This window comes from Chryseobacterium phosphatilyticum (genome assembly GCF_002899825.2).
Classification (GTDB): domain Bacteria; phylum Bacteroidota; class Bacteroidia; order Flavobacteriales; family Weeksellaceae; genus Chryseobacterium; species Chryseobacterium phosphatilyticum.
The window spans coordinates 402,619-427,283 of the sequence record NZ_PPED02000001.1; the positions used below are offsets into that span (position 1 = coordinate 402,619).

The 24,665-nt window shown below is 35.2% G+C and carries 24 protein-coding genes; 12 read left to right on the forward strand and 12 right to left on the reverse strand.

All coding sequences use genetic code 11. The features are described 5' to 3' along the window. Positions 1 to 9: 9 nt before the first annotated feature. The 3 genes from C1631_RS01800 to C1631_RS01810 all read left to right on the forward strand — a co-directional run bounded on the left by C1631_RS01800 (position 10) and on the right by C1631_RS01810 (position 3,535). The gene (locus C1631_RS01800) at positions 10 to 588 is read left to right on the forward strand and encodes a hypothetical protein (protein ID WP_103249310.1); all 579 of its coding nucleotides are present in this window, start codon (positions 10 to 12) and stop codon (positions 586 to 588) included. Between the two features lie 23 nt (positions 589 to 611). Continuing rightward, positions 612 to 1,178 (forward strand): hypothetical protein, encoded by a 567-nt coding sequence (locus tag C1631_RS01805; RefSeq protein WP_109710036.1) that lies wholly within the window; start codon positions 612 to 614, stop codon positions 1,176 to 1,178. A 233-nt stretch (positions 1,179 to 1,411) separates the two neighbouring features. After that, positions 1,412 to 3,535, forward strand: coding sequence for a TonB-dependent receptor (locus tag C1631_RS01810; RefSeq protein WP_109710038.1), 2,124 nt, complete (start codon positions 1,412 to 1,414; stop codon positions 3,533 to 3,535). 115 nt (positions 3,536 to 3,650) lie between these two features. On the opposite strand, the gene C1631_RS01815 is transcribed toward C1631_RS01810, so the two are convergent. From C1631_RS01815 to C1631_RS01845, 7 genes are all read right to left on the reverse strand, one after another. Then, positions 3,651 to 4,826, reverse strand: a complete 1,176-nt coding sequence (locus C1631_RS01815; RefSeq protein WP_109710039.1) for a M28 family peptidase — start codon at positions 4,824 to 4,826, stop codon at positions 3,651 to 3,653. 224 nt (positions 4,827 to 5,050) lie between these two features. Further along, positions 5,051 to 6,226, reverse strand: a complete 1,176-nt coding sequence (locus C1631_RS01820; protein WP_109710041.1) for a M28 family peptidase — start codon at positions 6,224 to 6,226, stop codon at positions 5,051 to 5,053. A gap of 56 nt (positions 6,227 to 6,282) precedes the next feature. Continuing rightward, a complete protein-coding gene (locus C1631_RS01825) occupies positions 6,283 to 7,476 on the reverse strand; it encodes a M20/M25/M40 family metallo-hydrolase (protein WP_109710043.1) in 1,194 nt (397 codons plus the stop codon). A gap of 264 nt (positions 7,477 to 7,740) precedes the next feature. Next, positions 7,741 to 8,085 carry a 50S ribosomal protein L20 gene (rplT, locus tag C1631_RS01830; protein WP_034694451.1) on the reverse strand — a complete coding sequence of 115 codons (345 nt, stop codon included), beginning with the start codon at positions 8,083 to 8,085 and terminating at the stop codon, positions 7,741 to 7,743. A gap of 122 nt (positions 8,086 to 8,207) precedes the next feature. Continuing rightward, positions 8,208 to 8,405, reverse strand: coding sequence for a 50S ribosomal protein L35 (rpmI, locus tag C1631_RS01835; RefSeq protein ID WP_002979658.1), 198 nt, complete (start codon positions 8,403 to 8,405; stop codon positions 8,208 to 8,210). 129 nt (positions 8,406 to 8,534) lie between these two features. Beyond that, the gene (locus C1631_RS01840; RefSeq protein WP_165828221.1) at positions 8,535 to 9,095 is read right to left on the reverse strand and encodes a hypothetical protein; all 561 of its coding nucleotides are present in this window, start codon (positions 9,093 to 9,095) and stop codon (positions 8,535 to 8,537) included. Between the two features lie 204 nt (positions 9,096 to 9,299). Next, positions 9,300 to 10,121 (reverse strand): alpha/beta fold hydrolase, encoded by an 822-nt coding sequence (locus C1631_RS01845; protein WP_109710046.1) that lies wholly within the window; start codon positions 10,119 to 10,121, stop codon positions 9,300 to 9,302. A gap of 301 nt (positions 10,122 to 10,422) precedes the next feature. On the opposite strand from C1631_RS01845, the gene C1631_RS01850 reads away from it, so the two are divergent. The 8 genes from C1631_RS01850 (at position 10,423) to C1631_RS01885 (ending at position 17,443) form a co-directional block, all read left to right on the forward strand. Next, positions 10,423 to 11,904, forward strand: a complete 1,482-nt coding sequence (locus C1631_RS01850) for a hypothetical protein (RefSeq protein ID WP_109710048.1) — start codon at positions 10,423 to 10,425, stop codon at positions 11,902 to 11,904. A 487-nt stretch (positions 11,905 to 12,391) separates the two neighbouring features. Next, positions 12,392 to 13,024, forward strand: a complete 633-nt coding sequence (locus tag C1631_RS01865; protein WP_109710053.1) for a hypothetical protein — start codon at positions 12,392 to 12,394, stop codon at positions 13,022 to 13,024. 108 nt (positions 13,025 to 13,132) lie between these two features. After that, entirely contained in the window at positions 13,133 to 13,639 is a 507-nt protein-coding gene (locus C1631_RS01870) for a hypothetical protein (RefSeq protein ID WP_103249513.1), read from the forward strand. A 72-nt stretch (positions 13,640 to 13,711) separates the two neighbouring features. Then, positions 13,712 to 13,849, forward strand: a complete 138-nt coding sequence (locus tag C1631_RS23930) for a hypothetical protein (protein ID WP_165828222.1) — start codon at positions 13,712 to 13,714, stop codon at positions 13,847 to 13,849. 111 nt (positions 13,850 to 13,960) lie between these two features. Beyond that, positions 13,961 to 14,413, forward strand: coding sequence for a hypothetical protein (locus tag C1631_RS01875; protein ID WP_109710055.1), 453 nt, complete (start codon positions 13,961 to 13,963; stop codon positions 14,411 to 14,413). Between the two features lie 7 nt (positions 14,414 to 14,420). Continuing rightward, positions 14,421 to 14,543, forward strand: coding sequence for a hypothetical protein (locus C1631_RS24485; protein WP_262510193.1), 123 nt, complete (start codon positions 14,421 to 14,423; stop codon positions 14,541 to 14,543). 60 nt (positions 14,544 to 14,603) lie between these two features. Beyond that, entirely contained in the window at positions 14,604 to 16,811 is a 2,208-nt protein-coding gene (locus tag C1631_RS01880) for an ATP-binding protein (RefSeq protein WP_109710056.1), read from the forward strand. A gap of 2 nt (positions 16,812 to 16,813) precedes the next feature. Next, a complete protein-coding gene (locus tag C1631_RS01885; protein ID WP_109710058.1) occupies positions 16,814 to 17,443 on the forward strand; it encodes a response regulator in 630 nt (209 codons plus the stop codon). A 134-nt stretch (positions 17,444 to 17,577) separates the two neighbouring features. Here C1631_RS01885 and C1631_RS01890 read toward each other — a convergent pair whose 3' ends face one another. Next, positions 17,578 to 18,144, reverse strand: coding sequence for a hypothetical protein (locus C1631_RS01890; RefSeq protein WP_109710060.1), 567 nt, complete (start codon positions 18,142 to 18,144; stop codon positions 17,578 to 17,580). Between the two features lie 103 nt (positions 18,145 to 18,247). Continuing rightward, positions 18,248 to 19,321: a resolvase gene (locus C1631_RS01895; RefSeq protein WP_109710061.1), complete on the reverse strand. Its 1,074-nt coding sequence runs from the start codon at positions 19,319 to 19,321 to the stop codon at positions 18,248 to 18,250. Between the two features lie 159 nt (positions 19,322 to 19,480). Between C1631_RS01895 and C1631_RS01900 the strand changes: the two genes are divergently transcribed. Then, entirely contained in the window at positions 19,481 to 20,044 is a 564-nt protein-coding gene (locus tag C1631_RS01900) for a hypothetical protein (protein ID WP_109710063.1), read from the forward strand. Between the two features lie 186 nt (positions 20,045 to 20,230). Here C1631_RS01900 and C1631_RS01905 read toward each other — a convergent pair whose 3' ends face one another. The 3 genes from C1631_RS01905 to thrS form a co-directional block, all read right to left on the reverse strand. Continuing rightward, positions 20,231 to 21,802, reverse strand: coding sequence for a T9SS type A sorting domain-containing protein (locus tag C1631_RS01905; RefSeq protein ID WP_109710065.1), 1,572 nt, complete (start codon positions 21,800 to 21,802; stop codon positions 20,231 to 20,233). 270 nt (positions 21,803 to 22,072) lie between these two features. After that, positions 22,073 to 22,573: a translation initiation factor IF-3 gene (gene infC / locus C1631_RS01910; RefSeq protein ID WP_027372223.1), complete on the reverse strand. Its 501-nt coding sequence runs from the start codon at positions 22,571 to 22,573 to the stop codon at positions 22,073 to 22,075. A gap of 166 nt (positions 22,574 to 22,739) precedes the next feature. Next, complete coding sequence (gene thrS, locus C1631_RS01915) at positions 22,740 to 24,659, reverse strand: threonine--tRNA ligase (RefSeq protein WP_103249609.1); 1,920 nt, start codon at positions 24,657 to 24,659, stop codon at positions 22,740 to 22,742. Positions 24,660 to 24,665: the final 6 nt, after the last annotated feature.

Here is a 24,665-nt window from a genome sequence, read left to right on the forward strand (position 1 = left end):
AACAATATCATGACAGCAAAAGAAGAAATAATCAAAAATCTGACAGTATTGACAAACAATAGCTGCACGAGCAAAATAAGCTTTATTTACTATGACATTCTCCGGGAATGTGAAATTGAATTTCCGGCAGACTCATGGGCGCTGGCAAGGAGTAAGGGGTATACCTTTGATCAGGTTCTGCAAAATACAAATGAAAGAACTTTTAATTTATTACTCTGGATTTTGAGATATGATTTTGATGAAACCAACCATGCTATTTTTATTCAGAAAATAGTGTTGTCCAGTTTGTGGAGGCCAAGCAACAACGGAACTTCACCACATGAAGATGGAAGAGGATTGGATATTATCAAAATAAAGCCCAATATAGGAAAGGAAATTGTTTGTGCGAGTTCTACACCGTCTGAGCCCGGATTTCTTGTGAAAATTCGTACAGCAGCCTTTCAGAATAAACTGGCAAACCAGTATTTTTCTCCATGGATAATGTATTACTATAATAAAGAAGGAAAACTGATCGAAGAAGCCAACAGAGGGATTACTGAGAATGAAAGAATACACCTCACTCATGTTCATTTTACCATTGGAAAATAATAATAACATTAAAACTAACTCCTATGAATTCAAATAAAACAATCTTAACAGGAATCTTGTTTTTAGCAGCTGTTATGGCAAAAGCAGAAACAATACAAACAGTAAGAACTCCGATTTCACCGGGTGAAAAATGGCTGGCAATGACCCCTATTTTATTTTTCATCTTAGTTCTTTTCTTAGTTTTTATAAAGTTAAGAAAGGATAAAGTCTCATTTAAAGACCTTCTTCTGGATAAAGATGCAGAAGTAGAAATTGAAACCCAGAAAACCAATCAAATTGCAACACTGGTAAACACAATGCAAGCTGCAGAAAACCTAATGCCAGACGCTAAGGTACAAATTAATAAGATTGTTGAGGATATTGCCACTGGAAATGAAACTAAAAACAATAGCAGCATCAGTAGATTTCTGGCATTTATCAGCGGACTGGTATCTGTGGGACTGGCATCGGTGATTACTTCATTTTATATGTGGAACTTTTTTGACGATGGTAAAAGCCTTAATTTAAATGAGCTTTTAACGGTTTTACTTTCATTGGGAATAGGGGTCATTCCCTATGCGTTTAATAAAATAGGAAGTGCCATCAAATAACAACGAATCGTTAAAATGTCTTTTTCATGGGATAAAAGAATTTAACTATGACGATTATCAGTTGACAAGAATATTATATTACATATTTATTTATATGATTTATTATTTTCTTAGAATATATTAAATAACAATATTTTAAGCTAAACCAAAGCCCAAACTATTAAAATACCTTAGTTTATGGAGATAATTAAAAGCTTTATTTTTGTTTTTAATTATTCTAAATAACACTAAGTATGAAGAAATCTATTTTTTTGATAGGGAGTTTGATGGCGTTTTATCAGGTAGCTGCTCAGAAAAAAGATTCGATAGGACAAAACAGGCTGGATGAGGTTATTGTTACTGCTTCAAGATCTCCTGAAATTGTAAAAAAAACCGCTTCTACAGTACATATTATCAACAAAAAGGAAATAGCGGAACAAGCGTTGATTTCTCCGGATCTCAGTAATATTCTGGCTTATAAAGTACCGGGATTAGCATTTGGAAACAACCTTGTGAGCAACAGAGGGCAAACCATGAGAGGAAGAAGTGTTCTGGTTATGATCGACGGAATTCCGCAGTCTAGCCCGCTTCGAAATAATGACAGGGAAATCAGAAGTATTGATCCTTCAGTCCTGGAAAGGGTTGAGGTCGTCAAAGGAGCCACTTCCATCTATGGAAACGGGGCCGAAGGAGGTATTATCAATTATATTACTCAGAAAAGTACTTCCGGTAAACCTTTTTCAGGAAGAACGGTTTTAGGATTTACCAGCCATGATCTTTTTAATAACAAAATGTTTAAATCGGACGGTGGTGCCGGATACAGAGTCTCACAAAGTTTCTTTGGAAAGGTTGGAAAGCTGGATTATCTTGTCAATGGAACTTTTACCCAAAACGGAGTGAAAATAGATGGGGAAGGGCTGGTTCAGAATCCACGATATGGCTTGGGAGAAACTGCTGTTAGTAATGCATTTGCCAAGATTGGATACGATCTTAATGATAATAACAGGCTGGAAGCGATGTACAATTATTATTCGAGTCTGCAGGATTCCAAATATATTCTTGATCTTGGAAAATATGGAGAGCGCCCTTCTATAGGAAAATTAGGTGAAAGAGAAGGCGTAAAAGAAGGAACGAGATATAATCATAACGGATATTTTAAATATATCAACAAGAATATTTTCCGCAATACAACCCTTAATACCACCTTATATTTCCAGGATTTTTATACCATCTATGATTATCGTAATGCGCCGAGATGGAAAACCGGAGGTCAATCGGCAATTTTAGAAAAGAAATACGGATTCAGGGCAGATTTCAACACTGAATTTGGTAAAGATAAAGGTTTAAAAGGTTCATTAACATATGGTGCTGATCTCCTTAATGAGAAAACAAGTCAGCCATTAGTTGATGGTAGAATCTGGGTGCCCGAAATGAATATGCTGGCTATCGCACCTTTTGTACAGGGAAAATTGTTTCTTACCGATGATCTGACAGTAAAGGCCGGACTTCGGTGGGATAAAATGTCGGTAAAGGTTCCTGACTATACCACTTTGCCTTCCAATAAAGATGTTCCCTTTAATGTGCAGGGAGGAAGATTAAATTATTCGAATCTGTCTTATAATGTAGGAGTGAGCTATGTCGCCTTTGATTTCTTTCAGCCTTTTACCTCCTATTCCAGAGGTTTTAATATCTATGACCTGGGACGTGTCTTGAGAGATGCCAAAAGCAATGTTTTAAATGAAATCAATACTGATCCTGTTGTGATTGACAATTATGAAATTGGTTTCAACAGTAAAATCGGGCAGTATATTGATTTCTCGGCCAGTTATTTTTACAACTATTCCAAATTAGGAGCAGATCTGGTTTCTGTTAATGGATTCTGGACTCCGCTCCGGGCACCTCAATATATTAATGGTGTGGAACTGGCGCTGAATGTTTATCCCACACAGGGCCTGACTATAGGAACAAATTATACTTATCAGGAAGGAAAAGTTGATGTGAAAAATGACAACAGCTACGAAAAATACCTAAGCGGTTTAAGAATCGCTCCCGCAAGATTGAATTCCTTTGTAAAATGGAGTGATAAAGCTCAGAAATTACAATTAGGGGTTTATCACATGTATTCGTTCAAAAGAGATAAGTTTGAGCCGGCTTTGACAGGAAAATATGATGAAGGAGAAGGTCCCGTAAAATCCTTTAATCTTTTTAATTTCCAGGGAAGTTACAAGGTTAATCAATTGATGACGGTAGGACTTGGAATAGAAAATGTTTTCAATACCTCTTATTTTACTCCTACCTCTATGTACACAGCACGTGATGCAGAATATGTACGAGGAAATGGAAGATATTATACGGTTTCTCTTAATTTTAATTATTAAAGAAAAACAAAAAGAATATTGGCATAAAATACTACCTCATAAATGGAGGTCATTGTTTAACAAGAAAACAGAACAGGAATACCTGTTCTGTTTTTTATTGAGATTAAGAATACTACTATCTGTCAATCAGAATATTCTTTACAACGGTTTGTTCACCGACTTTTAGGATTCCGATGTATACTCCTTTTTCAAGGGCAGACACATTAATTTTTGTTTCATTATTTGTTTTAAGCAATGATCTTCCTGTCAGGTTGGTCATTTCAAAACTGAAATTTGCTACTTTAGAATCCGGTAATTCTATATTTAGGATAGAATTGGCAGGATTAGGATAAAATTTGACAGCTTCCAGAGAATGAACTGAAGCTGTTTTATTCAATGTTGATGTTGTAGAAGCAGTGGCGAAATGCTGTAAAGCGCCTACAGCAGCTTTCCCAATATTATAAACATATACAGGATCTACATTGGCAAAAGTATCTTTAGAAGTATGAGGGTAATTGCTTCTAATTTTTTCAAAAAAACCGGTGATCACTTCCCCTTTTTGTTCAAAAGGAATATAATCGGTTGCTTCTGCCGGATCCACAGCGGTTTGAAGAGGAGAGTACAGAGCAGTACAGTTTCTGAGCTGTTGAGTTACTGCTGCAGAAGCTGCATTGTTGCTGGAAACACCTCCCTGATCTTCATCACAATATACCGTATTGTTGTTATTTCCTTTTACTCCGCCTACCTGATCCAGATTAAAAACCAGTTTGATATCCAGTTTACGGACACCTCCCTGATATACAACATTATTCACATAATGACTGCTGCCTACAAGACCTTGTTCTTCTCCGGAAAAATGAATAAACTTAATAGAGTATTCCGTCGGAACATCTTTTAATATTCTTGCAGCTTCTAAAATGATAGAAGTACCACTGCCATTATCATTGACTCCAGGTCCGTTAATGGTATCATAGTGCCCGCAGATAATAACAAATTTGTTGGGATAGAGCGTTCCGGTTTTGGTAATAATCAGATTTTTGGAAGTTTTTGATCCGTAAGTAAAAGTGCTCTCCACCATTTGACCTGCTGTATACCCGTAAGAAGTATACTTGTTTTTGATCCAGTTCAAAGTATTGGTATTGGCAACAGAACCTGTTGTTTTGATCCCGAGATTTCCAAACTCCTGTAGGTTGGTTGTAATGTTAGTCTGGGTTACCATATCGGCTCTATCTTTATAAGCCTGGATAAAACTTTGCGCAGCAACGCTCTGTAGCATCACTGAAACACATAAAAATGTGGTGATTTTTTTCATATTATTATTTTGGTTGTGGATTACGAATGTAATAAATAAATCCCAATTAAGTGGTTAATTTTTTAAAAATACTTTAAAATTCAAGTTATTTTAATAAAGATTATTGGTGCAGTGAGGAATGTGTTGATTTCGTATGCTTCAAATGAAGATCGTTTTCACAGAAAACCCCTTGAAATATTTCAAAGGGTTTTTATTCTAAAAATTGTTTGATAGGAGTTTGAGTTTTATTTTTCAACAATAATCTTTCTTACCACAAGTTGATTATCGGCTTTTAAAGTGCCTATATAAACACCATTTTCAAGATTTGAAATATCTATTTTAGATTCGTTGGTTTTTTTTACTAAAGAATGACCTGCCAGATCCGTGATTTCAAAACTGAAGTTTTTTATAATGGAATCGGGAAGGCTAATCTTAATGACATCTTTTACCGGATTGGGGTAAATTTTCACATTTTCCAATGAATTTTTTGAACGAATTTCATCAGTTCCTAATGTGCTGGTTGCAACAGCAAAATGTTGTAGTGCTCCTACTGCTGCTTTTCCTATATTATAAATATATACAGGATCTGTGTTGGCCAATGTATCATTAGAAGTATGCGGATAGTTGCTTCTTATTCTTTCAAAGAAACCGGTGATCACTTCTCCTTTTTCTTCGAAAGGAATATAATCTGTACTTTCAGCAGGATCCACTGCGGTTTGAAGTGGAGAGTATAAAGCTGTACAATTTCTCAATTCCTGAGTGACCGTAGCAGAAGCTGCATTATTAGAAGAAACACCTCCTAAATCCTGATCACAATAAACGGTATCATTCACATTGCCGCTTTTCCCACCTACCTGATCAATATTGAATACCAGTTTAATATCTAATACACGCGTGTCTCCCTGATAAGCTATATTATCTGCGTAATGATAGCTTCCCAGCAAACCTTGTTCTTCCCCCGAAAAGTTAATGAACTTGATCGAATACTCGGTGGGTACATCTTTCAGAATTCTTGCTGCTTCCAGTATAATAGATACCCCGCTTCCATTGTCATTGACTCCCGGTCCGTTAATCGTATCGAAATGTCCACAGATGATAACATATGTATTGGGGTAGACTGTTCCGGTTTTGGTAACTACCAGATTTTTAGAACCAGTAGTGCCATAACTAAAAGGATCTTCAACAATTTGACTGTTAGTATACCCGTACGAGATATATTTACTTTTTAGCCAGTTCAGCGCATCAGTATTCGCTTGAGAACCCGTTTTCTTTACTCCAAAAGCAGCAAACTCCTGAAGATTGGAAATGATATTTGTTTGGCTTACCATATTTGATCTGTCCTGATAGGATGGGATGAAACTCTGTCCTGCAATACTTTGTGCGATAATACCTGTTAATAAAAAAGTAACGACTTTCTTCATATCTGATAGTGATGAAATGATTTTCAAATTAAATTTCTTACAAGTAATGAATAGTATTATTTTTCAATAACCATTTTCCTGGTCGTATTACCTTTATCAGTTTTTATGGTCACTGTATACACTCCATTTTTCAGGCCAGACACATTTATCTTATCCTGATTGGCAATATTCAAGATCCTATTTCCTGCCATATCATTAATCTCGATGCTGAATGATTTTTCCTTTTGAAACATTTCTACCATAAGGGTATCCTTAGCGGGATTAGGATAGATTTTTATAGCATCCAATGATTTCTGATTTGTTATTTCAGCGGTACTTAAATTATTAGCATCGGTAGAGGCCACGGCGAAATGTTGTAATGCTCCCACTGCAGCTTTGCCTACTTTGAAAACATAAACAGGATCTATATTGGTAAGAGTATCATTTACAGTATGCTCATTATTACTTTTTATTTTTTCATAAAATCCGGTGATGGTATATCCTTTAGCTTCAAAAGGCATATAGTCAGAACTGTAAGCATAAGAAATTGAAGTTTGAAGAGGAGAGTAGAGTCCGGTGCATGTTGCCAGTTCCTGAGTTGCTGTATTGGAAGCTGCATTATTTGAAGATATCCCACCGGTATCTCTTTCACAGGTAATAGTTGTATTCTGGTTTCCTATTTTCCCACCTACCTGATCAATATTAATGACAAGTTTTATATCCAGCTGACGAGTATTTCCCTGATAGGCAATATTGTCTGCATAGTGATAACTGCCTTCCAGTCCTTGTTCTTCCCCTGAAAAATGGATGAATTTTATAGAATACTCTGTAGGAACATCTTTTAATATCCTTGCAGCTTCTAAAAGGATAGAAGTTCCGCTGCCATTGTCACTAACTCCCGGTCCGACAATGGTATCGTAATGCCCACAGATAATAACATATTTATCAGGATAAAGGGTGCCTGTCTTAGTAATCACAAGATTCGTTCCGTAGGTCGTCGTTGAACCATTAACAAAACTGAAAGGATCTTCTACCATCTGATTGGCAGTATATCCATAGGAAAGATATTTGTTCTTCAACCAGTTTAGGGTATTGGCGTTTTCAGTGGAACCTGTCGTCTTCACTCCAAGATCAGAAAATTCCTGAAGGTTGTTACTGATATTGGTCTGAGTTACCATATCTGCTCTTTGTTTATAAGCCTGAATAAGACTCTGGGCAGCAATATTTTGTGTAATAACAGATGTTAATAAAAAAGCAGCGATTTTTTTCATTTCTATACCTAACTTATTTTTTGATTGCTAATATACCAAATAATCACCGTTTTATGATGTAAAATATGAATCAATTGGCTTGGTTTAAATGAATAATCAATTTGCTAGAATTTTATTCTATAAATATGTTTTATAATAATGTAAAACTTCAATTATTGAGTGATATGTGTTTATTTTTTTAATCAATGCATTATGATGCAGGATATAATGAAAAATCCCGGGCAAAGCCCGGGACTATATTGATAACAAAAATAGTATTCTACATTATTTTACTTGATCTACAACAGCTTTGAAAGCTTCAGGGTGATTCATTGCTAAATCTGCTAAAACTTTTCTGTTAAGCTCAATGTTGTTCTTTTTAAGAGCTCCCATAAACTGAGAGTAAGACATTCCATGCTCTCTTGTTCCCGCATTGATACGAGTGATCCAAAGTGCTCTGAAGTTTCTCTTTTTCTCTTTTCTTCCACGGTAAGCATATTGCATTGCTTTTTCTACCGCGTTTTTAGCTACAGTCCAAACGTTCTTTCTTCTACCGAAAAAACCTTTAGCTTGCTTAAAAATTTTCTTTCTGCGAGCTCTTGAAGCTACTGCATTTACTGATCTTGGCATAATTTAAATTGTTTTTTTGAAATGTGCGACAATCTGTTTCATTGTACTTAGCTGCTCCATTTCAGGGTTAAAATGTTGAATTTGTTTTGAATTCTTATAAACCGAATATAGATTTATAAAAACTACTTAATTGCTAATTGACGTTGAACGCTTTTCTCATCCACTTTAGCTACGTAAGAAGTAGTAGTAAGATTTCTCTTCTGCTTAGTTTCTTTCTTAGTTAAGATGTGGCTTTTGTAAGCGTTTTTTCTTTTGATCTTACCAGATCCGGTAAGAGCAAAACGTTTCTTAGCACCTGATTTCGTTTTTAATTTTGGCATTGTTCTGCTTTTTTATTGTTTTTGTTATCAATATCTGTTTTGGTTACTCCTAAGGACGTTAGGAATAATTGGGTGCAAAGATACAAAAAAAATCAATCCGATCTTCCATAATCTGTAATTTTATCGCATCTATAGACGAACTGTAATATCTTCAATATCCAATTGGAAGACATCATTGATATTTTGATTATTTCCTCCCAGAACAAATTTAATTCGATGCCCCGAGTAACCAAATATATCTTTTTTTGAAAATAACTGAAGTTTCATATGAGGATCACTCACATGAAAGTCAACCGTTTTATTGGTATTCCAAAGAGGAATTCCATTGTTATAAATGACCATATTTCCATCGTGCTGGGCAATAAGTTGAGTAAAACCACCCTCAGGTTTATAGCTGTTAGAACTCCATAATACAGAAGTGCGATTGGATTCGATTTTGTATAATACAAGATTGTTATCATATTGCATGACAAGCTGGTATTTTATGCCTTGGTCTTCTAAAGTAATGGCTTGCCCTGCATTTAATACGGAAGGGTGATATACTTCCTTAATGAACTTTACAGTTGTAGTACCAACACTTAAAGCGGTATCTTCGTTTACTGCAATTTGTTTTTGAAAGGGAATTATATCATCACGAGTTTCATCCTGTGCACAAGATGCCAATAGCATCGAAAGACTTAACAAAGTCATTAATTTTGTTTTCATAGGTTATTTGTTTGAAGCTGCAAATGTAAATTTAAATATATTAAATCACAAACTAAAGAGATAAAATAATTAAATAAATCCTTATTTAATGGGTGTTTAATATTGTTATAAAAGACACTTTAAAGTGTTTTAAATAAAAAATCCACAATCAATATGACTGTGGATTTTTTATATTATACGCAATATAAATTATGACTGAATAAATGCTAACAGATCTTTGTTGATTGTTTCGGCTTCTGTGGTAGGCATCCCATGCGGAAAACCAGGGTAAGAAATAAGCTGACCGTTTTTAAGCAGGGTGGCTGCTACTTTTCCTGTTGTTTCAAAAGGAACAATCTGATCATCCTCACCATGCATTACCAATACAGGAACCTCTACACTCTTAAGATCATCTGTGAAATCAGTTTCAGAGAATGCTTTTACACAATCGTAATGAGCTTTGATAGAGCCACTCATTCCTTGTCTCCACCAATTTCTCTGGATTCCGTCTGAAACTTTAGCTCCTTCTCGGTTGTATCCATAAAAAGGGAAGGTGATATCAAAGAAAAACTGTGATCTGTGTTTAGCAGTATTATTTCTGATATCATCAAAAACTGAAATAGGAACTCCATTCGGATTATTCTCATTCTGAACCATGATCGGGGTTACTGCACTCACCAAAACAGCTTTAGCAACTCTTCCGTTGCCGTGTTTTGCCACATATCGGATAACTTCTCCGCCACCGGTAGAGTGCCCCACGTGAATAACATCTTTTAAGTCTAATGCTTCAACAATTTCCGCAACATCAGACGCATAGGTATCCATATCATGTCCGTAAGGTGTCTGTTCGGATCTTCCATGTCCTCTTCTGTCATGAGCGATTACCCGGTATCCCTGTTCCAGGAAGAAAAACATTTGTGCATCCCAATCATCACTTGATAATGGCCATCCATGGTGAAAGAAAATAGTTTTTCCTTTTCCCCAATCTTTGTAGTAAATCTCTGTTCCGTCTTTCAATGTAAGTGTGCTCATAAGTTTTTTTTTATGATTAATAAAATAGTGTATTTGCTTTTTTATAATGACAAATGTAGATCGAATATCTACAGGAGATATTGATCTAAGATAATATATTGATTAAAATATATCAACACCAAAAGGCATCATTAACGTTAATTTAACAACAGGTATAGAGGAAATAATTCTACACAATCAATTTTCATAAAATATCAAAAAAAATAGCAACCTATCAACGGAAATATGGCTGATAATCGGGATTGTATAATCCTTTTCATCTTTCTAATATTGACAAATACGATCAATAAAAAACCGGAGTATGAAAACAATAGTATGCAGCATCCTTTTTATGCTGACTTCAGCTACAGCTTGCACACAGGATAAAAAAGACAACTTTTCATCGCTTTCATCAAAATCCGGAACGATCAATAGTATTCCTTTTTTAACGAAGCAGAATGATTTTATGTATGTGGATAAAATAAATTTGAAGCCTGTCACTGACCAAAAGTATAAAAGTGCATCCCTATTTACTTCTACAGGATTTGCCGTTGTGGTAAATGAAAAAAATGAATATGCAGTGATCAATGAAAGTGGAAAAACAATATTGGGTTTTTCTGTTGAGGAGATCAATATAAATGAGGTCAACGGGCTTACATTCTATAAAAAAAATATCGAATACGAAAAGAAAATGCCTGCCTGGAAATGGGAATGGAATATCCTGGGAAGCGGTATCAAGAAGGAGCAAACATACCATAAAATTGAAATCGGCGTGGCAGAAACCAAACAGGTTTTACTCCGCGAAGACATTCCTTATCTGGAAGATAATTATGATCTTAACTTTGTGTCTGTTGATGAAAACCACATTTTTTGGAATGGCAGCCTTTTCAAAATCAACCAAGGTAAGCTACATAGAATCGAAAACAATATTGCTGAATTATTAGAGAATAAACGCTTTATAAAAGCTTCAGGCTCCGCTTTTTCTATAAACGAATTGGATGAGAAAAAAGCGGTTCATGGCAGATTGAACGGCACAGAAAGATTTTCAATAAAATATGGAAAAGAAACCATAATACTGAAAGATGTTAACAAAGAACGGTATGAACCTGAAGTTCCTAAGCTGTTGGTGAATGACAAAACCAAAGATGTATATCCTTTTCCTCAATATGAAAAAGTATTTCCGAAAGAAATTGTAAAGGCAACCCCCTCACAGATTGATTTTATCAAAAAAACTTCTCTGGTGTATTCTATCACCAATTCACCTTATTTTTTGCTGGGAGTTTTTAATTACGATCATGATGTTTGGGCGTATAATTGGCTCTATATCGATACCGAAGGGAATATCACAGATTCTATTGGGACCTGCCATTTTAAAGTTCTGGATCAGGTAGGTCATCTGATCTGGCCCGACAGAAAAATGATTTTACCCGATCAGTTTATTAATAAAGACTGGAAGTTTGGAAAAATAAACTCTTATCGGGGCATGAATGATTTATATCTTATTCCTATAGAAGATGGAAAACAATTGAGAACAAAAGGCCTCTGGAACAGCAATAAAAATAGCTGGGAGATCAAACCCGAATACAAAGATATTTTAGTTTTGGACACTGAAAAACAAATTTATGCACTTCAGAAAGGGCAGGATGAATTATATACTCTTTTTGACAATAAGATAAAAAAAAGGATCGGGTCAAAAGCTTATCTGTCCATTAATTCCGATGGTCTGGTGAATGTTAAACTTGATTCAGGGCAGAACATGTATTACTATATTGACATATATTCAGGAAAAGAATACAAAGAATGATATAAGGAGATGGAAGCTCTGTTATTCCTGGTTTCAGATTTTTGCTTTTTATTATTTAGGTTAAAACCTGAGAAAGAAGTACAACAAACTAAAAGTTCCTCCAGCTTCAAACTTCCAGCCATCATAATTTCAACATTAACTATCAAAAACATGCTTTCATCCGCAGATTTACACCTTGAAAAACTTTTAATTCTCACTGTTCTTACTATTTTTTTTGGAGCAGGATTTTTTTGCACACTCATTATTTTTATTATTAATTCTGTAAGAAAGAAAAAGAAAAATGGACTTTATTATGTTCTTTACTTTCTCTTTTCCGGAATTCTTATACTGGTTTTGGCGGCATTTTATTTTTATACGATGTTACTTAAATAGATAAGCATCTATCTCCTCTGAAGCCTATGCAAAAAATAAAATTAGAAGCATTAAACCTGATGTAAGACAAGTTATATGCTTTAAGATTTAAATAATACATTAAAATATTACAACTATGAATTTTAGAAAACTGCTGCCTGTGGCTGCGTGTGTGATGAGTATATCTTCTTTTGCACAAATAAGAACAGGAGTATATTTTTCTTCAGATAAAAAATACAAAGAGATTATTGAAGAGGTAGGAAATCCGTTACCAGGAAATCCGGTGATGATTGTACAGGCATTTGTCCCTAATCATGGAAGTTATATTTGGTTTTTAAATGAAAGCAAAGCTAAAAATCTCACTTATCCTGACAATAATCCAAAAGATTTGCACTCGGGTATTTTTCTGGAGGATCATGGTGGATTGCTTCCAAAAATAACTTTTAAAGATTTTGCACGAGCTCTCTCACAACCTGGATATATGATCAACTTCTGTGAAATCGGGGATGCAAACAAAGATGGTTTTCCTGAATTCTATCTCACTTATTTTGAAGAATCAGACGGATTGGATGCCAAACCATTGAAAGTGATTGTATACACAAGCTTAGATGAAAAAACATTTTCGAAATCAAAAATTACAGGTTGGATTCCATTTCAGGAAGAGGATGCGTATCGTGAGGTCAAGGATGAGAATTTCAAATTATTGCCAAAAGAAATAAGGTTGAAAGCGGAAAGAATAGTAAAAGAAGCTAGAAAGAGAATACACTGAAATCATTAAAAAACCACGGATATCAGGGATATTTTTATCCGGCACCATTGAGTATTTTTGACTCACATATTTATTAAAAATAAAGTGGTGAAAAAAAGCCTGGTTTTAATGTCATTTTTAGCCTTTTCGGGCTGTAAAACTGATGCCCGAAAATTGAGAATTTCCACCATTTATACTGAGCCTGAAAGAGTTGTTAAAGAGGTTCCGGAAACGGATAAGATTCAAACGTATACAACCCGTCAGGAAGTTACAGAGCGTCTTAATCCCATGATTTTAATGCTTTCCAAAACTGGTAAAATCTTAAAATTTCGGATACAGGGAAACATAAGCTCCGGAGGACATATAATTAATCAGATTGAGAAAATCCGTTTCGAAAAAGGAAAACAAAATGGCAATTCCATAACGCTGAAATATTATACTGAGATTACCAGAAAGTCAGGTAAAGAAAGTGCTGGTGTATCAGGGTATAACTATACAAAAGATGAAATCTATACAGTACCTGATGATGTTAAAGTAATAAAAGTTGAATTGTATGAGGATCAAATAAATAAGGCACCGGATAAGTATATAAAGCTCATCGCTCAGCAGACCTTTAACTTTTTTACAAAAATATAACTTTTATAGCCTTCTTTTTTACTCGTGATTAAATGAGAACTTCTTATTTCGAACAAACACGATAACACACGTATGGGTAAAAACAATAACAAAATAAAATTGAGTGAAGAAGAAGCTATAAAAGCAATAACTGATCTTGACGGGATTGTCATTCAATCGATACAAAAAAGTTACTTCGCGGGAGAAGCAGAGAGTCAGAAACATGATTAAGCGTCTATTAACGAAAAAGTGAATGAAACAATGGCATAGATCGGAGGTTTATTATCTTCCGGATTTTCTCTTACCATCAAACTTTAGAACCGTTTTTAATAAAATGATCTGATGAAAAATACTTATCCTTTTCTATTGTTGAGTACTGCTTTGCTGGCGCTTTTCAGCTGCAAAGATCCCGGAAGAAAAAAAACAAACTTTCCGAATGAGCTGAAAAACACCCGTTGGATTGTTGATTCTGGAGGTCTTGTCAGTCCGGAAGGTGAAAAAACGTATTATATGTCGAAAAGAATAGATACGGCAATAATTCTCAATTTTCATGCGATAGACTTTTTGGATGGAGAAAAATTTAAAAGTTATGATGCCTGGGAATGTGGAAATGATTGTTTTACAGAAGTACATGGCAGATATTATTTTACGGAAGTTCATCAGGTAAAAATGGAGGTTGACAGTATTCGTAAATGGGGAACCTGTGACACTCCAACACAGATTTTTAAGCCGGCAAAAGACATGACTTTTGATATCATGAAAGAAAAAGGACAGCTGAAATTCATAAGAAAATAAAATGCAGATGACTTATATTCATAGTAGACTTTTGAAATCGGAAGTTTTGGAGCCGGAAGAAATTTCTAATGTAAACAGCTTCCTTCTTCCTGACTATTCAACCCAAGAACAGGGCGTCGGAATTGATTAGCAGTATTTACTTATATTTACGTCCTTTACTATAATACAATTTCATAAAGATAAGGGTTTGATGCATAGGTTATTATTGATATTCACTTTGTTTATTTTTCCGTTTTTTGCGCAGGCACAAGATGTTTTAAGCAAATTAGAAAGAGAGTATAGCCATGCCTTGGGTAAAACCGCAGAGCAATTGAATCTGGCTCCCAAATACGCTACAGCTTTATTTTTTCATCAGCTTAAATCCAAATCCTATCAGATTTTAGAAACCAATATTGCCCTTGCAATCAAAGAGTCTGATGGAAAATACGCTACTATTTTGTATGCCGTTCAGGCAATGAACTATCGACTTGATCATAAAGAAACTGAGTCTTTAAAAAGTCTTGACATAGCAAAAGTTTACAGTTTAAAAACGAATAATAACGAGGCTAAAGGATACTATCATTATGCAAAAGGATGGATTCTGACCCGTAACAATAAAACGACTGATGCCGTCGCGGCTTACCTTAAGGCTATTGAATATTATGAAAATTCACCTACAACTTCTACATTATACGGAAGATTTGGTAATGTAGCCAAAGAGTTGTCTACCGTTTATTCCAACCTTAATGAGTACCAGCTGGAAGAAAAGTACAGCAAACAGTTTTTGTTATTAGCTTCCAGACAAAATAACCCTAACCTTATCTTTGATGCATACATGCGAATGGGGTACGTATATGAACAAAAATATACCCAAAACCCGTCGGATACAGACTTCAGAAATAAAGCAGAGCAGTTTTATTTGCAGGCTATTACAACTTTCAATAAAAATAAAGAGGCTATGCTCAACAAGACCAGCCTTTCCTATGCAGCCATCAATTTAGCCAATTTATACACCGGGTTTAATCGCGAGAAAGCAATGAAATATGCCCAATTAGCGAATAGCGTAAGTCTTGAAACCGGTGATGCTATCCATATTGCTTCTTCATTTGGGATTTTGGCTGAATTGGCTATGCAAGATAAAAATTATGATCTGGCAAAGTCTTACTTTCTAAAGGCCTCCATGGAAATCGGAAAAAGCCCGGTGAGAGATCATAATATAGAATTATCTCTTCTTGAATCTCTATCTCAGATCAGCGAAGAGCAAGGTAATTATAAAGAAGCACTGACGTACTATAAAAGTTATGTTGACAAATATAAAAGTGTTTATGATCAGGAAAAACTGGATATTACCAAAAGATTAGAATCACAGTTTGATAAAGAAAGACAGGAGCAGAAGTACATAAAGCTGCAATTGGAAAGTGATAAAAAAGCACAGCAGATTAAATTAATCAACATACTGAGGGCACAGCGTGAACAAGTGTACAACAACTTAAAGCTCGTAGAGGAAAATCAGCGGGAACGACTTAAATTCTCAGAACTTGAATCTGAGAAAAAAGAGCAGCAGCTTCGTTTAGCAAAGTTAGAAACCGAACAAAAGAACAGTGACATCCATAGTTATAAAAAGCTGTTGGCGTTCAAGGAAAAGATCAATACCTACTATATTGTTTTTATTGCCATCTTTATTGTGTTGATTTTCTTATTGCTTTATGCCTATAAACAACGTATAAAATCGATTAAACAAAGAGAAGAATTGCATGCTCTGGCGTTGGAAAAAGAAAAGCAAAATTCAAAAATATCTACTCTTACAGCATTGCTTGAAGGGCAAGAGCAGGAGCGTGGTCGCCTGGCACGTGATCTTCACGACGGATTGGGAGGTCTGCTTTCCGGAACCAAACTTCAGTTGTCTTATTTGAATCCTCATCAATCAGAAAACATTGAGGAGGAAATTTCAAAGTCGATTAACCAGATTGACGGAGCTGTGGAAGAATTAAGAAGGGTAGCCCATAATCTAATGCCTGATTTATTAATGAAATACGGGTTGGAAGTCGCCATTCGGGAGTTCGCATCCCGCATTTCAAATACTGCATTAGAAATTCACACCGAATTTATCAATTACAGCAATTCCGTAGCACAGGAAAAGCAATTGATATTATACAGAATTATTCAGGAATTGGTTAACAATGCCATAAAACATGCCCATACTTCCGAAATTATTATTCAGATAAGTGAAGAAGAAAACATGTTAAACCTTACGGTGGAGGACAATGGTAAAGGCTTTGACCCTACAGGCTTAGACATGAGAAAAACAGCAGGTTTTCATAACATAGAATTAAGAGTCCAGTTTTTAAAAGGAACGATGAATATCATCTCCGAATTGAATATCGGGACCAGTATAGAACTTCAAATTCCTATTCATTAAACATGATAAAAGTAGCCATAACAGACGATCATCCACTTCTATTAGAAGGATTGAAAAATATTTTAGGAAATAGTGATACGATAGATGTCGTAGACTGTTTCAGAGACGTTTCAGAAATGAATGCAGGTCTGGCAAACCAGGCTATTGATATTTTGCTGCTGGATATTAATCTGGTAGATACAAATAGCATTGAACTGATAAAACCTTTAAAGAAAAAGTATGGAAACCTCCAGATTATTATATTGAGTGTTCATAATGAGCTGCCGGTAATTAACAGTACCCTCGCAGAAGGTGCTTTGGGGTATATCCAGAAAAACGCTTCTGTTTCCGAAATCCTGGAAGGGATTACTACCGTTTATAAAGGTCATCGTTTTTTATGCTCGAAGACTCAATCGGTTTTAGATAAAAAGTCGCCGGACGGATTACATCAGGTTCCCAAATTAACCCGAAGAGAAAAAGAAATTCTGGCAGAAGCAGCCAAAGGGTTGACGACCAATCAAATGGCAGAAAGGCTTTTTATCAGTCCACACACCGTAGAAAGTCACCGAAAAAATCTTATTGAAAAATTTCAGACTTCTAATCTTAGCTCAGCCATTAAACTGGCCATAGAATACGGGTTGATTATTGAATAATAAGAGTTTGAGATCAGGTAGACTTTCAAGAGGGAACTTTTGATACGGATCCGTATTCATACAGCAAAAAGGTCTGCTTACATCGTAAAAGCAGACCTTTTTTATATAAAATTAAAAATTAGGTGTTTTTTATCTTAATCTTTGAATCTCAGCGTTCCCTGAAACAGATTCTTCTTTCCTGTTAAATCATATTCGTCGTTATAAACAGGTTCATACATCAACAGGTGAACTCTGCCTTCAAAATCTTTTAGATTGACAGGTTGATCAACCATCACATCAAAAAATCTTGTAACAGTACGCGTAGCTGTCCATTGTTTTAAATTACCTTTAGGATTTTTATCGAATCGGTGATCTTTTGCATCTGTGTAGTACCAGTATGACGGGGCCTGATCCATTAAAAACAATTCTTTGTCCTTGTTGTAGAGTTCTTCTGCCATACCTGTACTCTGAAACCATGGTACCTCTGCATTGTAAACACCGAGAGCCGCTCCGTAAATATCCTTATTTGTTGTTGCTCCTACTAAAAAGCCTTCAAGATTGTGAGCCGTAATTTCAAATAGGAATGGTGATTTTTTAAGATCATAAACATCATTGACAGGCTCAATGATTTTTCCGTCCTGTTTAATCACTACTTTTAACGATTGTGCAAAAGTGATCAGACTTAGTAAAGAAAACAGAATGGTTAAACTTATTTTTTTCATTGTATATCATTAAAATAACTGGAGCAAAGATATCAGACTTTATCACGATAAACACTGGCTGGTTTCAGGGGTTTTTTATTTTTCAGGCTCAAACACATCTTTTCTAAAACAGATTAGCCTTCAACTGAATTTTTATAAAAGCTGTCTTTTGCTTTTTACCACTAACTGAAGCAGAGTTAAGTGGATAGACCTCTGCGTAAAAAGTATGATTATCTGTCCAGAATGCTTTTTTATCATCGGCAATTTTAAAGTTGGTAAAATTCACATATAAAAGATTCTCCTGTTTTTTGGTTTGTGGCAGATATTTGGTGATAACAAAATCACTTCCCACATCATTATTGGATGAGATAAAAGAAATCCAGCTCCTGGTAGGAAGAATCTGGGGATAACCATTTGTACCCAGTTCAAATAAAACGGCATTTCTTATATCATAAAAAGAATAGAAAGAGTCTACGACTTCGTCAGAATTTTCTTTGAAAATTTCCAGGTTTAGATAAGATGATCGTCCTATATAGTCATTAGCCAATGGTCCCGTCTCTGTAGAGACACTTTCGTGTTGTGTAATGACTTCTTTTCTGTTATTGTCAATGTATATCCAGTTGTCATCCTGTAGTTTTATATTCGGATTTTTTACCAGTGCTTCGCCCATCCGGTTTTTAAAATTTGATTTAAATTCTTGTTCTGAAACCTCAGAAATAGTACCCAATTTTTTAAAAGACTTGTTCTTAAAATCAGTTGATTCCCTCAATGTGCTGCTTCTGATCTCATAAAGGTCCACACCCTGCAAAGTAAGATCAAACGCTGCTGTGAACTCTGACTTCAATACAAAAGCTTCAATACTGTTCGAAATAGTATTATTAATGCTGTAATGAATAGAGTAGAAGTCATCAAACTCTTCGAACCCATAATAATTGTCGAACTTATTATAAGGCATTTTAAGATGGGGCGAATTTTTATTTGGAGCCACAAAAAACTGTATTGAATCACGCTTCGTGAATAATTGAAACGGTACATCCTGTACATTATCTACCCCTTTTATTTTTTTGAAGTCGGCCAATGTAACCACTTTTTGCTTAACTTCAATTTTTTCCTTGTTGGGATCTGAAGTTTTATTCTGCTGGTTGCATGCTGTAAAAACTACTATGGATGATATAAAGAAATGATTTAGAATTTTCATTTTGTATATTTTTAGGCAAATGTATCAGTATCCGGACCCGCAGCCAAAAAAATGCCTGAAGATGGGTGATAAATGGCTGAAAACAGGGATACATTGGCTGGTATATTTTGAAGAATTTTATCAATGATAAATTAACTACCGTAAATTATTTTAGATTTTATGAAAAACGTAATAACCACCCTTTCAATTGCAATGATTTTGTTAACTTCTTGTTCACCTTCTACAGAAAAGAAAGTAAAAAAAGAAGGCTCTACAGTGGTAAAAGCAGAAACTGTTTCCACAATAACTTCCCCGGAAAAAAATACGGATTCAAAAGAAGTTGTACCGGCCGACTTTGCAGAATTGGTTCCTATTGACGTATTGAATACAAAAAGTACAAATACCTACGAAAAATATGGTATAGAATTCTCCGGAAACTGTTATTCATGCGACTTGGCTCGCTTATCTGTAACACATAATAAAATTGTACTAACCAATGTCTGCGATGAAAAAGATACTTTTGAAATCAATGATTTCTCTTTCTCAAATCAAGGAAATACAACTGTTTTAAAAACCTCTGAAAGAACTTACATTTTGAAACAGATAGATAAAGCTCCTGTTTATGAGTTGATCATAGAAGGTGAAAAACTGGAATTAAAAAACAAGAGACTCTCCAAGTATTTTACAACCAAAAAAGCCTTGCCACTTTTTGCTGAGCATGATTGCGGAGATTTTGAAGGGTAGAACTTTTCCATAGAAACGTACAAATAATCAGTCCTGAAATAGGTTGACTCGTGTAATATTCAAATCAGAGTAGAAAGTTTTCTATTCTGATTTTGTTTAAAACAAAAAAAGTCCTCTAAAATTTAGAGAACTTTTTAATTTTATTTTGAAAATATCAAAGATAATAATATTCTTAATTTTGAATTATCAGTTTTTAATAAACTTAGAATTATACGTTTCTTTTGTGTTTTTTACCTGTATAAGGTAGTTCCCTTGTATCAACTCAGAGACATCAATCCCTTTTTTCCCATCTACATCATCTTTTGATATTACCAGTTTCCCGTTTGTATCATAGATCATTACTTTTCCTTCGGTATTGAATTTTAGAATATCCTTTACAGGATTAGGATAGAATGATAAATGCTGTTGACCAGGAGTACTTTCTTTAGTAGATAAATTGGTAGAAATATTTTTAAACTTTACGATAGCCGTTTTAATAAATGAATTCGTTGCTGAGTTTTTAAGATTTGCACTTATATAGATTTCTGTCATATCAGAATTAGTTCCTGCATCTACAAAAGTTTCAAAAGCTGTAGGGTCAATATCATGTACAACATAGCCATTCGTTCCAAATGTACTATCCAGCGTTCCATCGGTATTAAAACGTGCTAGTAGTATTTCCTTATCCTGAGTGGTTGTTGAATTTACTATATAGGTTGTGTTCCCGACCAATAAAATTTTGCCATCCGGCTGTATGAACATTTTTCGAAAATTAGTTTTATAGGCGGTTACAGATGAAAAAGCGGCAGAAACATCCAAATGCCCCGTAAAATTAGTATTGCCGAAAGAGTAGTCTAAATTTCCATACTTATCTGTTTTATAGATTCGGTAGTAGTATAATGACGCACCACTGTTATAGGTATTATCCATTGCCATTAAATAAACGTTATCCTGTGCATCCAGCTGATAATCTACACCGGCATTGCTACCACTATCTGAACCCTGAGAAGCATAAAAATTAAAATTGTTATCCTGAGAGCCCTGAGAAGAATACTTGGCGATAAATGCCTTTGAACCCTGTCTATGGCTAACACCTGAATTATTATTAATTTTATACAAGCCACCACCAACAAAGTAACTTCCATCAGAAGCTTTAAGAATTTTTGCTGCACCTGTACCCATATGAATTCCTGTACTACCTGTTATTGCAGGGATATAGACCGGTGAAATGGAAAATCCTGAAGTACCCGTTTCGTTTTTTAAAACCACTACACCACGGCCTCCCATATAATAACCATCACTTGCCAGAATAAAAAAAGAATTAGTGTCATTGCTGTTAGAAAGGTGAATACGCGGGTTCTCAATACAGGGTGAGCATCCTGAATTATTAAAGTCAACACTATTATTTGTTGAAGTACCGAAAGCCGTATCTGTAGTGCCGTCTGAATTTAATCTTTTTACTCTGGTAGTATATAAGCTGTTGGCTTCCTGCGTTAATAACTTTCCATTAGAGTAGAGATATATACTGTTATAGGGGTTGGGATTTGAAAAAACACCCATGGTGCCAAAAGTAGGATCTAACGTACCGGTATTCGTTAGTTTTTTGATTTGGTTACTAACCATTAAAAAAACTTTGCCATCATTTGTAACCTGGATATTCGGGGCGCCACTCGGTGCATCATAACGGACTCCGTTATTGCCAAAAGTTAGATCTACCTGCCCATATTGTCCATAGAATGAGCCTGCTGAAAAAAATGCTAGAAATAGTAAATGTCTCATGAATATTATAAAATTTTAGTTTTCGGGGTATTAGTTGGGCGCAAAAATATGAATTTTTCTGAGTAAAATGCTGATAGTAAAGCAAGTATTTTCAAAAAGAGACCAAAGAACAAAATTTCAGAGAGAAAATAAAGTTACTTTTTGATGTGAAGTGTGCTTTTAATCCACATCAGCATAGGCTCAAAATAAGATGTTGCTGACATGGTGAGATCAATACATAAAAAAACCTCAAATCACTTTGAGGTTTTTTTATATTAAATAACGATTAAATTATTTTGCTGGTTTTTTAGGACTCATCATCATAATCATCCTTTTTCCTTCAAGTTTAGGAAGTTGATCTACCTTACCAACATGCTCCAGTTCCTGAGCAAGCTTTAAAAGCAAAATTTCTCCCTGATCCTTAAAGATAATCGAACGTCCTTTAAAAAATACGTAGGTCTTTAGCTTAGAACCTTCTTCAAGAAATTTCTCGGCATGCTTCTTCTTAAATTCATAATCGTGATCATCAGTCTGAGGTCCAAAACGAATCTCTTTTACAACCACTTTTACCTGCTTAGCCTTAAGTTCCTTTTGTTTTTTCTTTTGCTCGTATAAGAATTTCTTATATTCCAATACCCTTGCAATGAAAGGTTCTGCCTTGTCAGAAATTACTACTAAATCCAATTCCTGTTCCGCAGCAATTTGTCTTGCCTTGTCAATTGGATAAATTCCTGGCTCTACGTTATCGCCCACCAAACGAAGCTCTCTCACACGAATTTTATCGTTGATCAAGTGTAAGTCCTCCTGTACAGGACGTCTTTGTGGGCCCCTGTTGTTAAATCTTTGTGCTATTGTATTATAATTTTATTGGTTAACTTTCTATTTATTAAAGTATTCAAAAATCAAATCTCCGTTTTTACACCAATCTTATATTTTTGAACACTTTTAATTTCTAATTTTAAATGGCCGCTTCCTTTTTAAAGTAAGCAACGAAATCTTCCATTTTCATGACTCCAAGATCTCCCTCTCCACGTCTTCTCACAGAAATCGTGCCTTCATTTTCTTCATTTTCTCCTACCACAAGCATGAATGGAATCTTATTTAATTCAGCATCACGGATCTTTTTCCCTGTCTTCTCATTTCTGTCATCAATCTGACCGCTAATATCGTGATTTTCCAAAAATTGTGAAACTTTTTTTGAATAATCTACATATTTTTCACTGATTGGTAGAATAATAAACTGATCAGGGCTTAACCATAAAGGAAAATCTCCCGCAGTATTCTCTAACAATATGGCAATGAAACGCTCCATTGAACCAAATGGTGCTCTGTGGATCATTACCGGTCTGTGTTTCTCATTATCATTTCCAATGTAATGAAGATCAAATCTTTCCGGTAAGTTGTAGTCTACCTGAATGGTTCCTAACTGCCATTTTCTACCTAATGCATCTTTTACCATAAAGTCTAGCTTAGGACCATAGAATGCCGCTTCACCGTATTCAATTACAGTTTTTAAGCCTTTCTTTTCTGCTGCATTAATGATCGCACTTTCAGCTTTCTCCCAGTTTTCATCAGAACCGATATACTTTTGCTTGTTTTCAGGATCTCTTAACGATACCTGAGTCACAAAGTCTTCAAACCCTAAAGATTTGAATACATAAAGCGTAAGGTCAATGACCTTTTCAAATTCTTCAGAAAGCTGGTCCGGAGTACAGAATAAGTGAGCATCATCCTGAGTAAATCCACGAACTCTTGTCAATCCGTGAAGCTCTCCGCTTTGCTCATATCTATACACAGTACCGAATTCTGCATATCTTTTTGGCAAATCTCTGTAGCTCCATTGTGAAGTTTTGTAAATTTCACAGTGGTGAGGACAGTTCATTGGCTTCAGCAAAAATTCTTCTCCTTCATTTGGCGTTTTGATAGGCTGGAAGCTGTCTTCTCCGTATTTATCCCAGTGACCAGAAGTTACATATAATTCTTTTGCCCCGATATGAGGAGACATCACAAATTCGTAGCCGCCTTTTTTCTGTGCATCAGAAAGGAAATTTTCCAATTTTCTTCTTAAAGCAGTTCCTTTTGGTAACCATAATGGTAAACCGGCACCTACTTTTTCAGAGAATGCAAAAATTCCAAGTTCTTTACCTAATTTTCTGTGGTCTCTTCTTTTTGCTTCTTCTAATCTTTCAAGATATTCAGTAAGATCTTTCTGTTTAGGGAAAGAAATACCATATACTCTTGTCAGCTGAGGGTTCTTTTCATTTCCTCTCCAGTAAGCTCCCGCAGCATTTAAAATTTTAACGGCTTTCACAATTCCTGTATTCGGAATGTGTCCACCACGACATAAATCTGTGAAATTATCGTGAGTTACAAAAGTGATTTCTCCATCATTCAGATTAGAGATCAATTCCACTTTATAAGGATTATCTGCATACGTTTTTAAAGCATCATCTTTAGAAACCGGATATAGAGAGAAGGTTGATCCTTTTTTAGCGTTTTCAAGAATCTTCTTTTCGATCTTTTCAAAATCTTTTTCAGATAAACTTTCATCTCCGAAATCTACATCATAATAGAATCCGCTTTCAATTGCCGGACCAATGGTCAACTTAGCATTAGGATAAAATTCAAGGATAGCCTGCGCCAAAAGGTGAGCAGAAGAGTGCCAGAAAGCCTTCTTTCCAAGATCATCATTCCAGGTCAAAAGCTGTACCGTAGAATCCGTGGTTATAGGGGTGGTCGTCTCTACTTGTGTACCGTTAACAATTGCGGAAATGGTATTTCTAGCCAATCCCTCGCTTATCGATTTTGCCACATCTAGAGGAGTAACTGCTCCTTCGAATTCTTTGACACTATTGTCTGGAAGTGTAATTTTTATCATTGTTTA

Bases quoted from the DNA above. Each gene is read 5' to 3' on its own strand.
- C1631_RS01880 (WP_109710056.1), top strand. From the start codon at position 14,604: ATGCATAGGTTATTATTGATATTCACTTTGTTTATTTTTCCGTTTTTT.
- C1631_RS01885 (WP_109710058.1), top strand. From the start codon at position 16,814: ATGATAAAAGTAGCCATAACAGACGATCATCCACTTCTATTAGAAGGA.
- C1631_RS01815 (WP_109710039.1), bottom strand. From the start codon at position 4,826: ATGAAAAAAATCACCACATTTTTATGTGTTTCAGTGATGCTACAGAGC.
- C1631_RS01805 (WP_109710036.1), top strand. From the start codon at position 612: ATGAATTCAAATAAAACAATCTTAACAGGAATCTTGTTTTTAGCAGCT.
- C1631_RS01865 (WP_109710053.1), top strand. From the start codon at position 12,392: ATGAATTTTAGAAAACTGCTGCCTGTGGCTGCGTGTGTGATGAGTATA.
- C1631_RS01905 (WP_109710065.1), bottom strand. From the start codon at position 21,802: ATGAGACATTTACTATTTCTAGCATTTTTTTCAGCAGGCTCATTCTAT.
- C1631_RS01810 (WP_109710038.1), top strand. From the start codon at position 1,412: ATGAAGAAATCTATTTTTTTGATAGGGAGTTTGATGGCGTTTTATCAG.
- C1631_RS01890 (WP_109710060.1), bottom strand. From the start codon at position 18,144: ATGAAAAAAATAAGTTTAACCATTCTGTTTTCTTTACTAAGTCTGATC.
- C1631_RS01850 (WP_109710048.1), top strand. From the start codon at position 10,423: ATGAAAACAATAGTATGCAGCATCCTTTTTATGCTGACTTCAGCTACA.
- C1631_RS01875 (WP_109710055.1), top strand. From the start codon at position 13,961: ATGAAAAATACTTATCCTTTTCTATTGTTGAGTACTGCTTTGCTGGCG.
- rplT (WP_034694451.1), bottom strand. From the start codon at position 8,085: ATGCCAAGATCAGTAAATGCAGTAGCTTCAAGAGCTCGCAGAAAGAAA.
- C1631_RS01870 (WP_103249513.1), top strand. From the start codon at position 13,133: ATGTCATTTTTAGCCTTTTCGGGCTGTAAAACTGATGCCCGAAAATTG.
- C1631_RS01845 (WP_109710046.1), bottom strand. From the start codon at position 10,121: ATGAGCACACTTACATTGAAAGACGGAACAGAGATTTACTACAAAGAT.
- C1631_RS01820 (WP_109710041.1), bottom strand. From the start codon at position 6,226: ATGAAGAAAGTCGTTACTTTTTTATTAACAGGTATTATCGCACAAAGT.
- C1631_RS01895 (WP_109710061.1), bottom strand. From the start codon at position 19,321: ATGAAAATTCTAAATCATTTCTTTATATCATCCATAGTAGTTTTTACA.
- thrS (WP_103249609.1), bottom strand. From the start codon at position 24,659: ATGATAAAAATTACACTTCCAGACAATAGTGTCAAAGAATTCGAAGGA.
- C1631_RS01800 (WP_103249310.1), top strand. From the start codon at position 10: ATGACAGCAAAAGAAGAAATAATCAAAAATCTGACAGTATTGACAAAC.
- C1631_RS01900 (WP_109710063.1), top strand. From the start codon at position 19,481: ATGAAAAACGTAATAACCACCCTTTCAATTGCAATGATTTTGTTAACT.
- C1631_RS01825 (WP_109710043.1), bottom strand. From the start codon at position 7,476: ATGAAAAAAATCGCTGCTTTTTTATTAACATCTGTTATTACACAAAAT.
- C1631_RS23930 (WP_165828222.1), top strand. From the start codon at position 13,712: ATGGGTAAAAACAATAACAAAATAAAATTGAGTGAAGAAGAAGCTATA.
- rpmI (WP_002979658.1), bottom strand. From the start codon at position 8,405: ATGCCAAAATTAAAAACGAAATCAGGTGCTAAGAAACGTTTTGCTCTT.
- C1631_RS24485 (WP_262510193.1), top strand. From the start codon at position 14,421: ATGACTTATATTCATAGTAGACTTTTGAAATCGGAAGTTTTGGAGCCG.
- C1631_RS01840 (WP_165828221.1), bottom strand. From the start codon at position 9,095: ATGACTTTGTTAAGTCTTTCGATGCTATTGGCATCTTGTGCACAGGAT.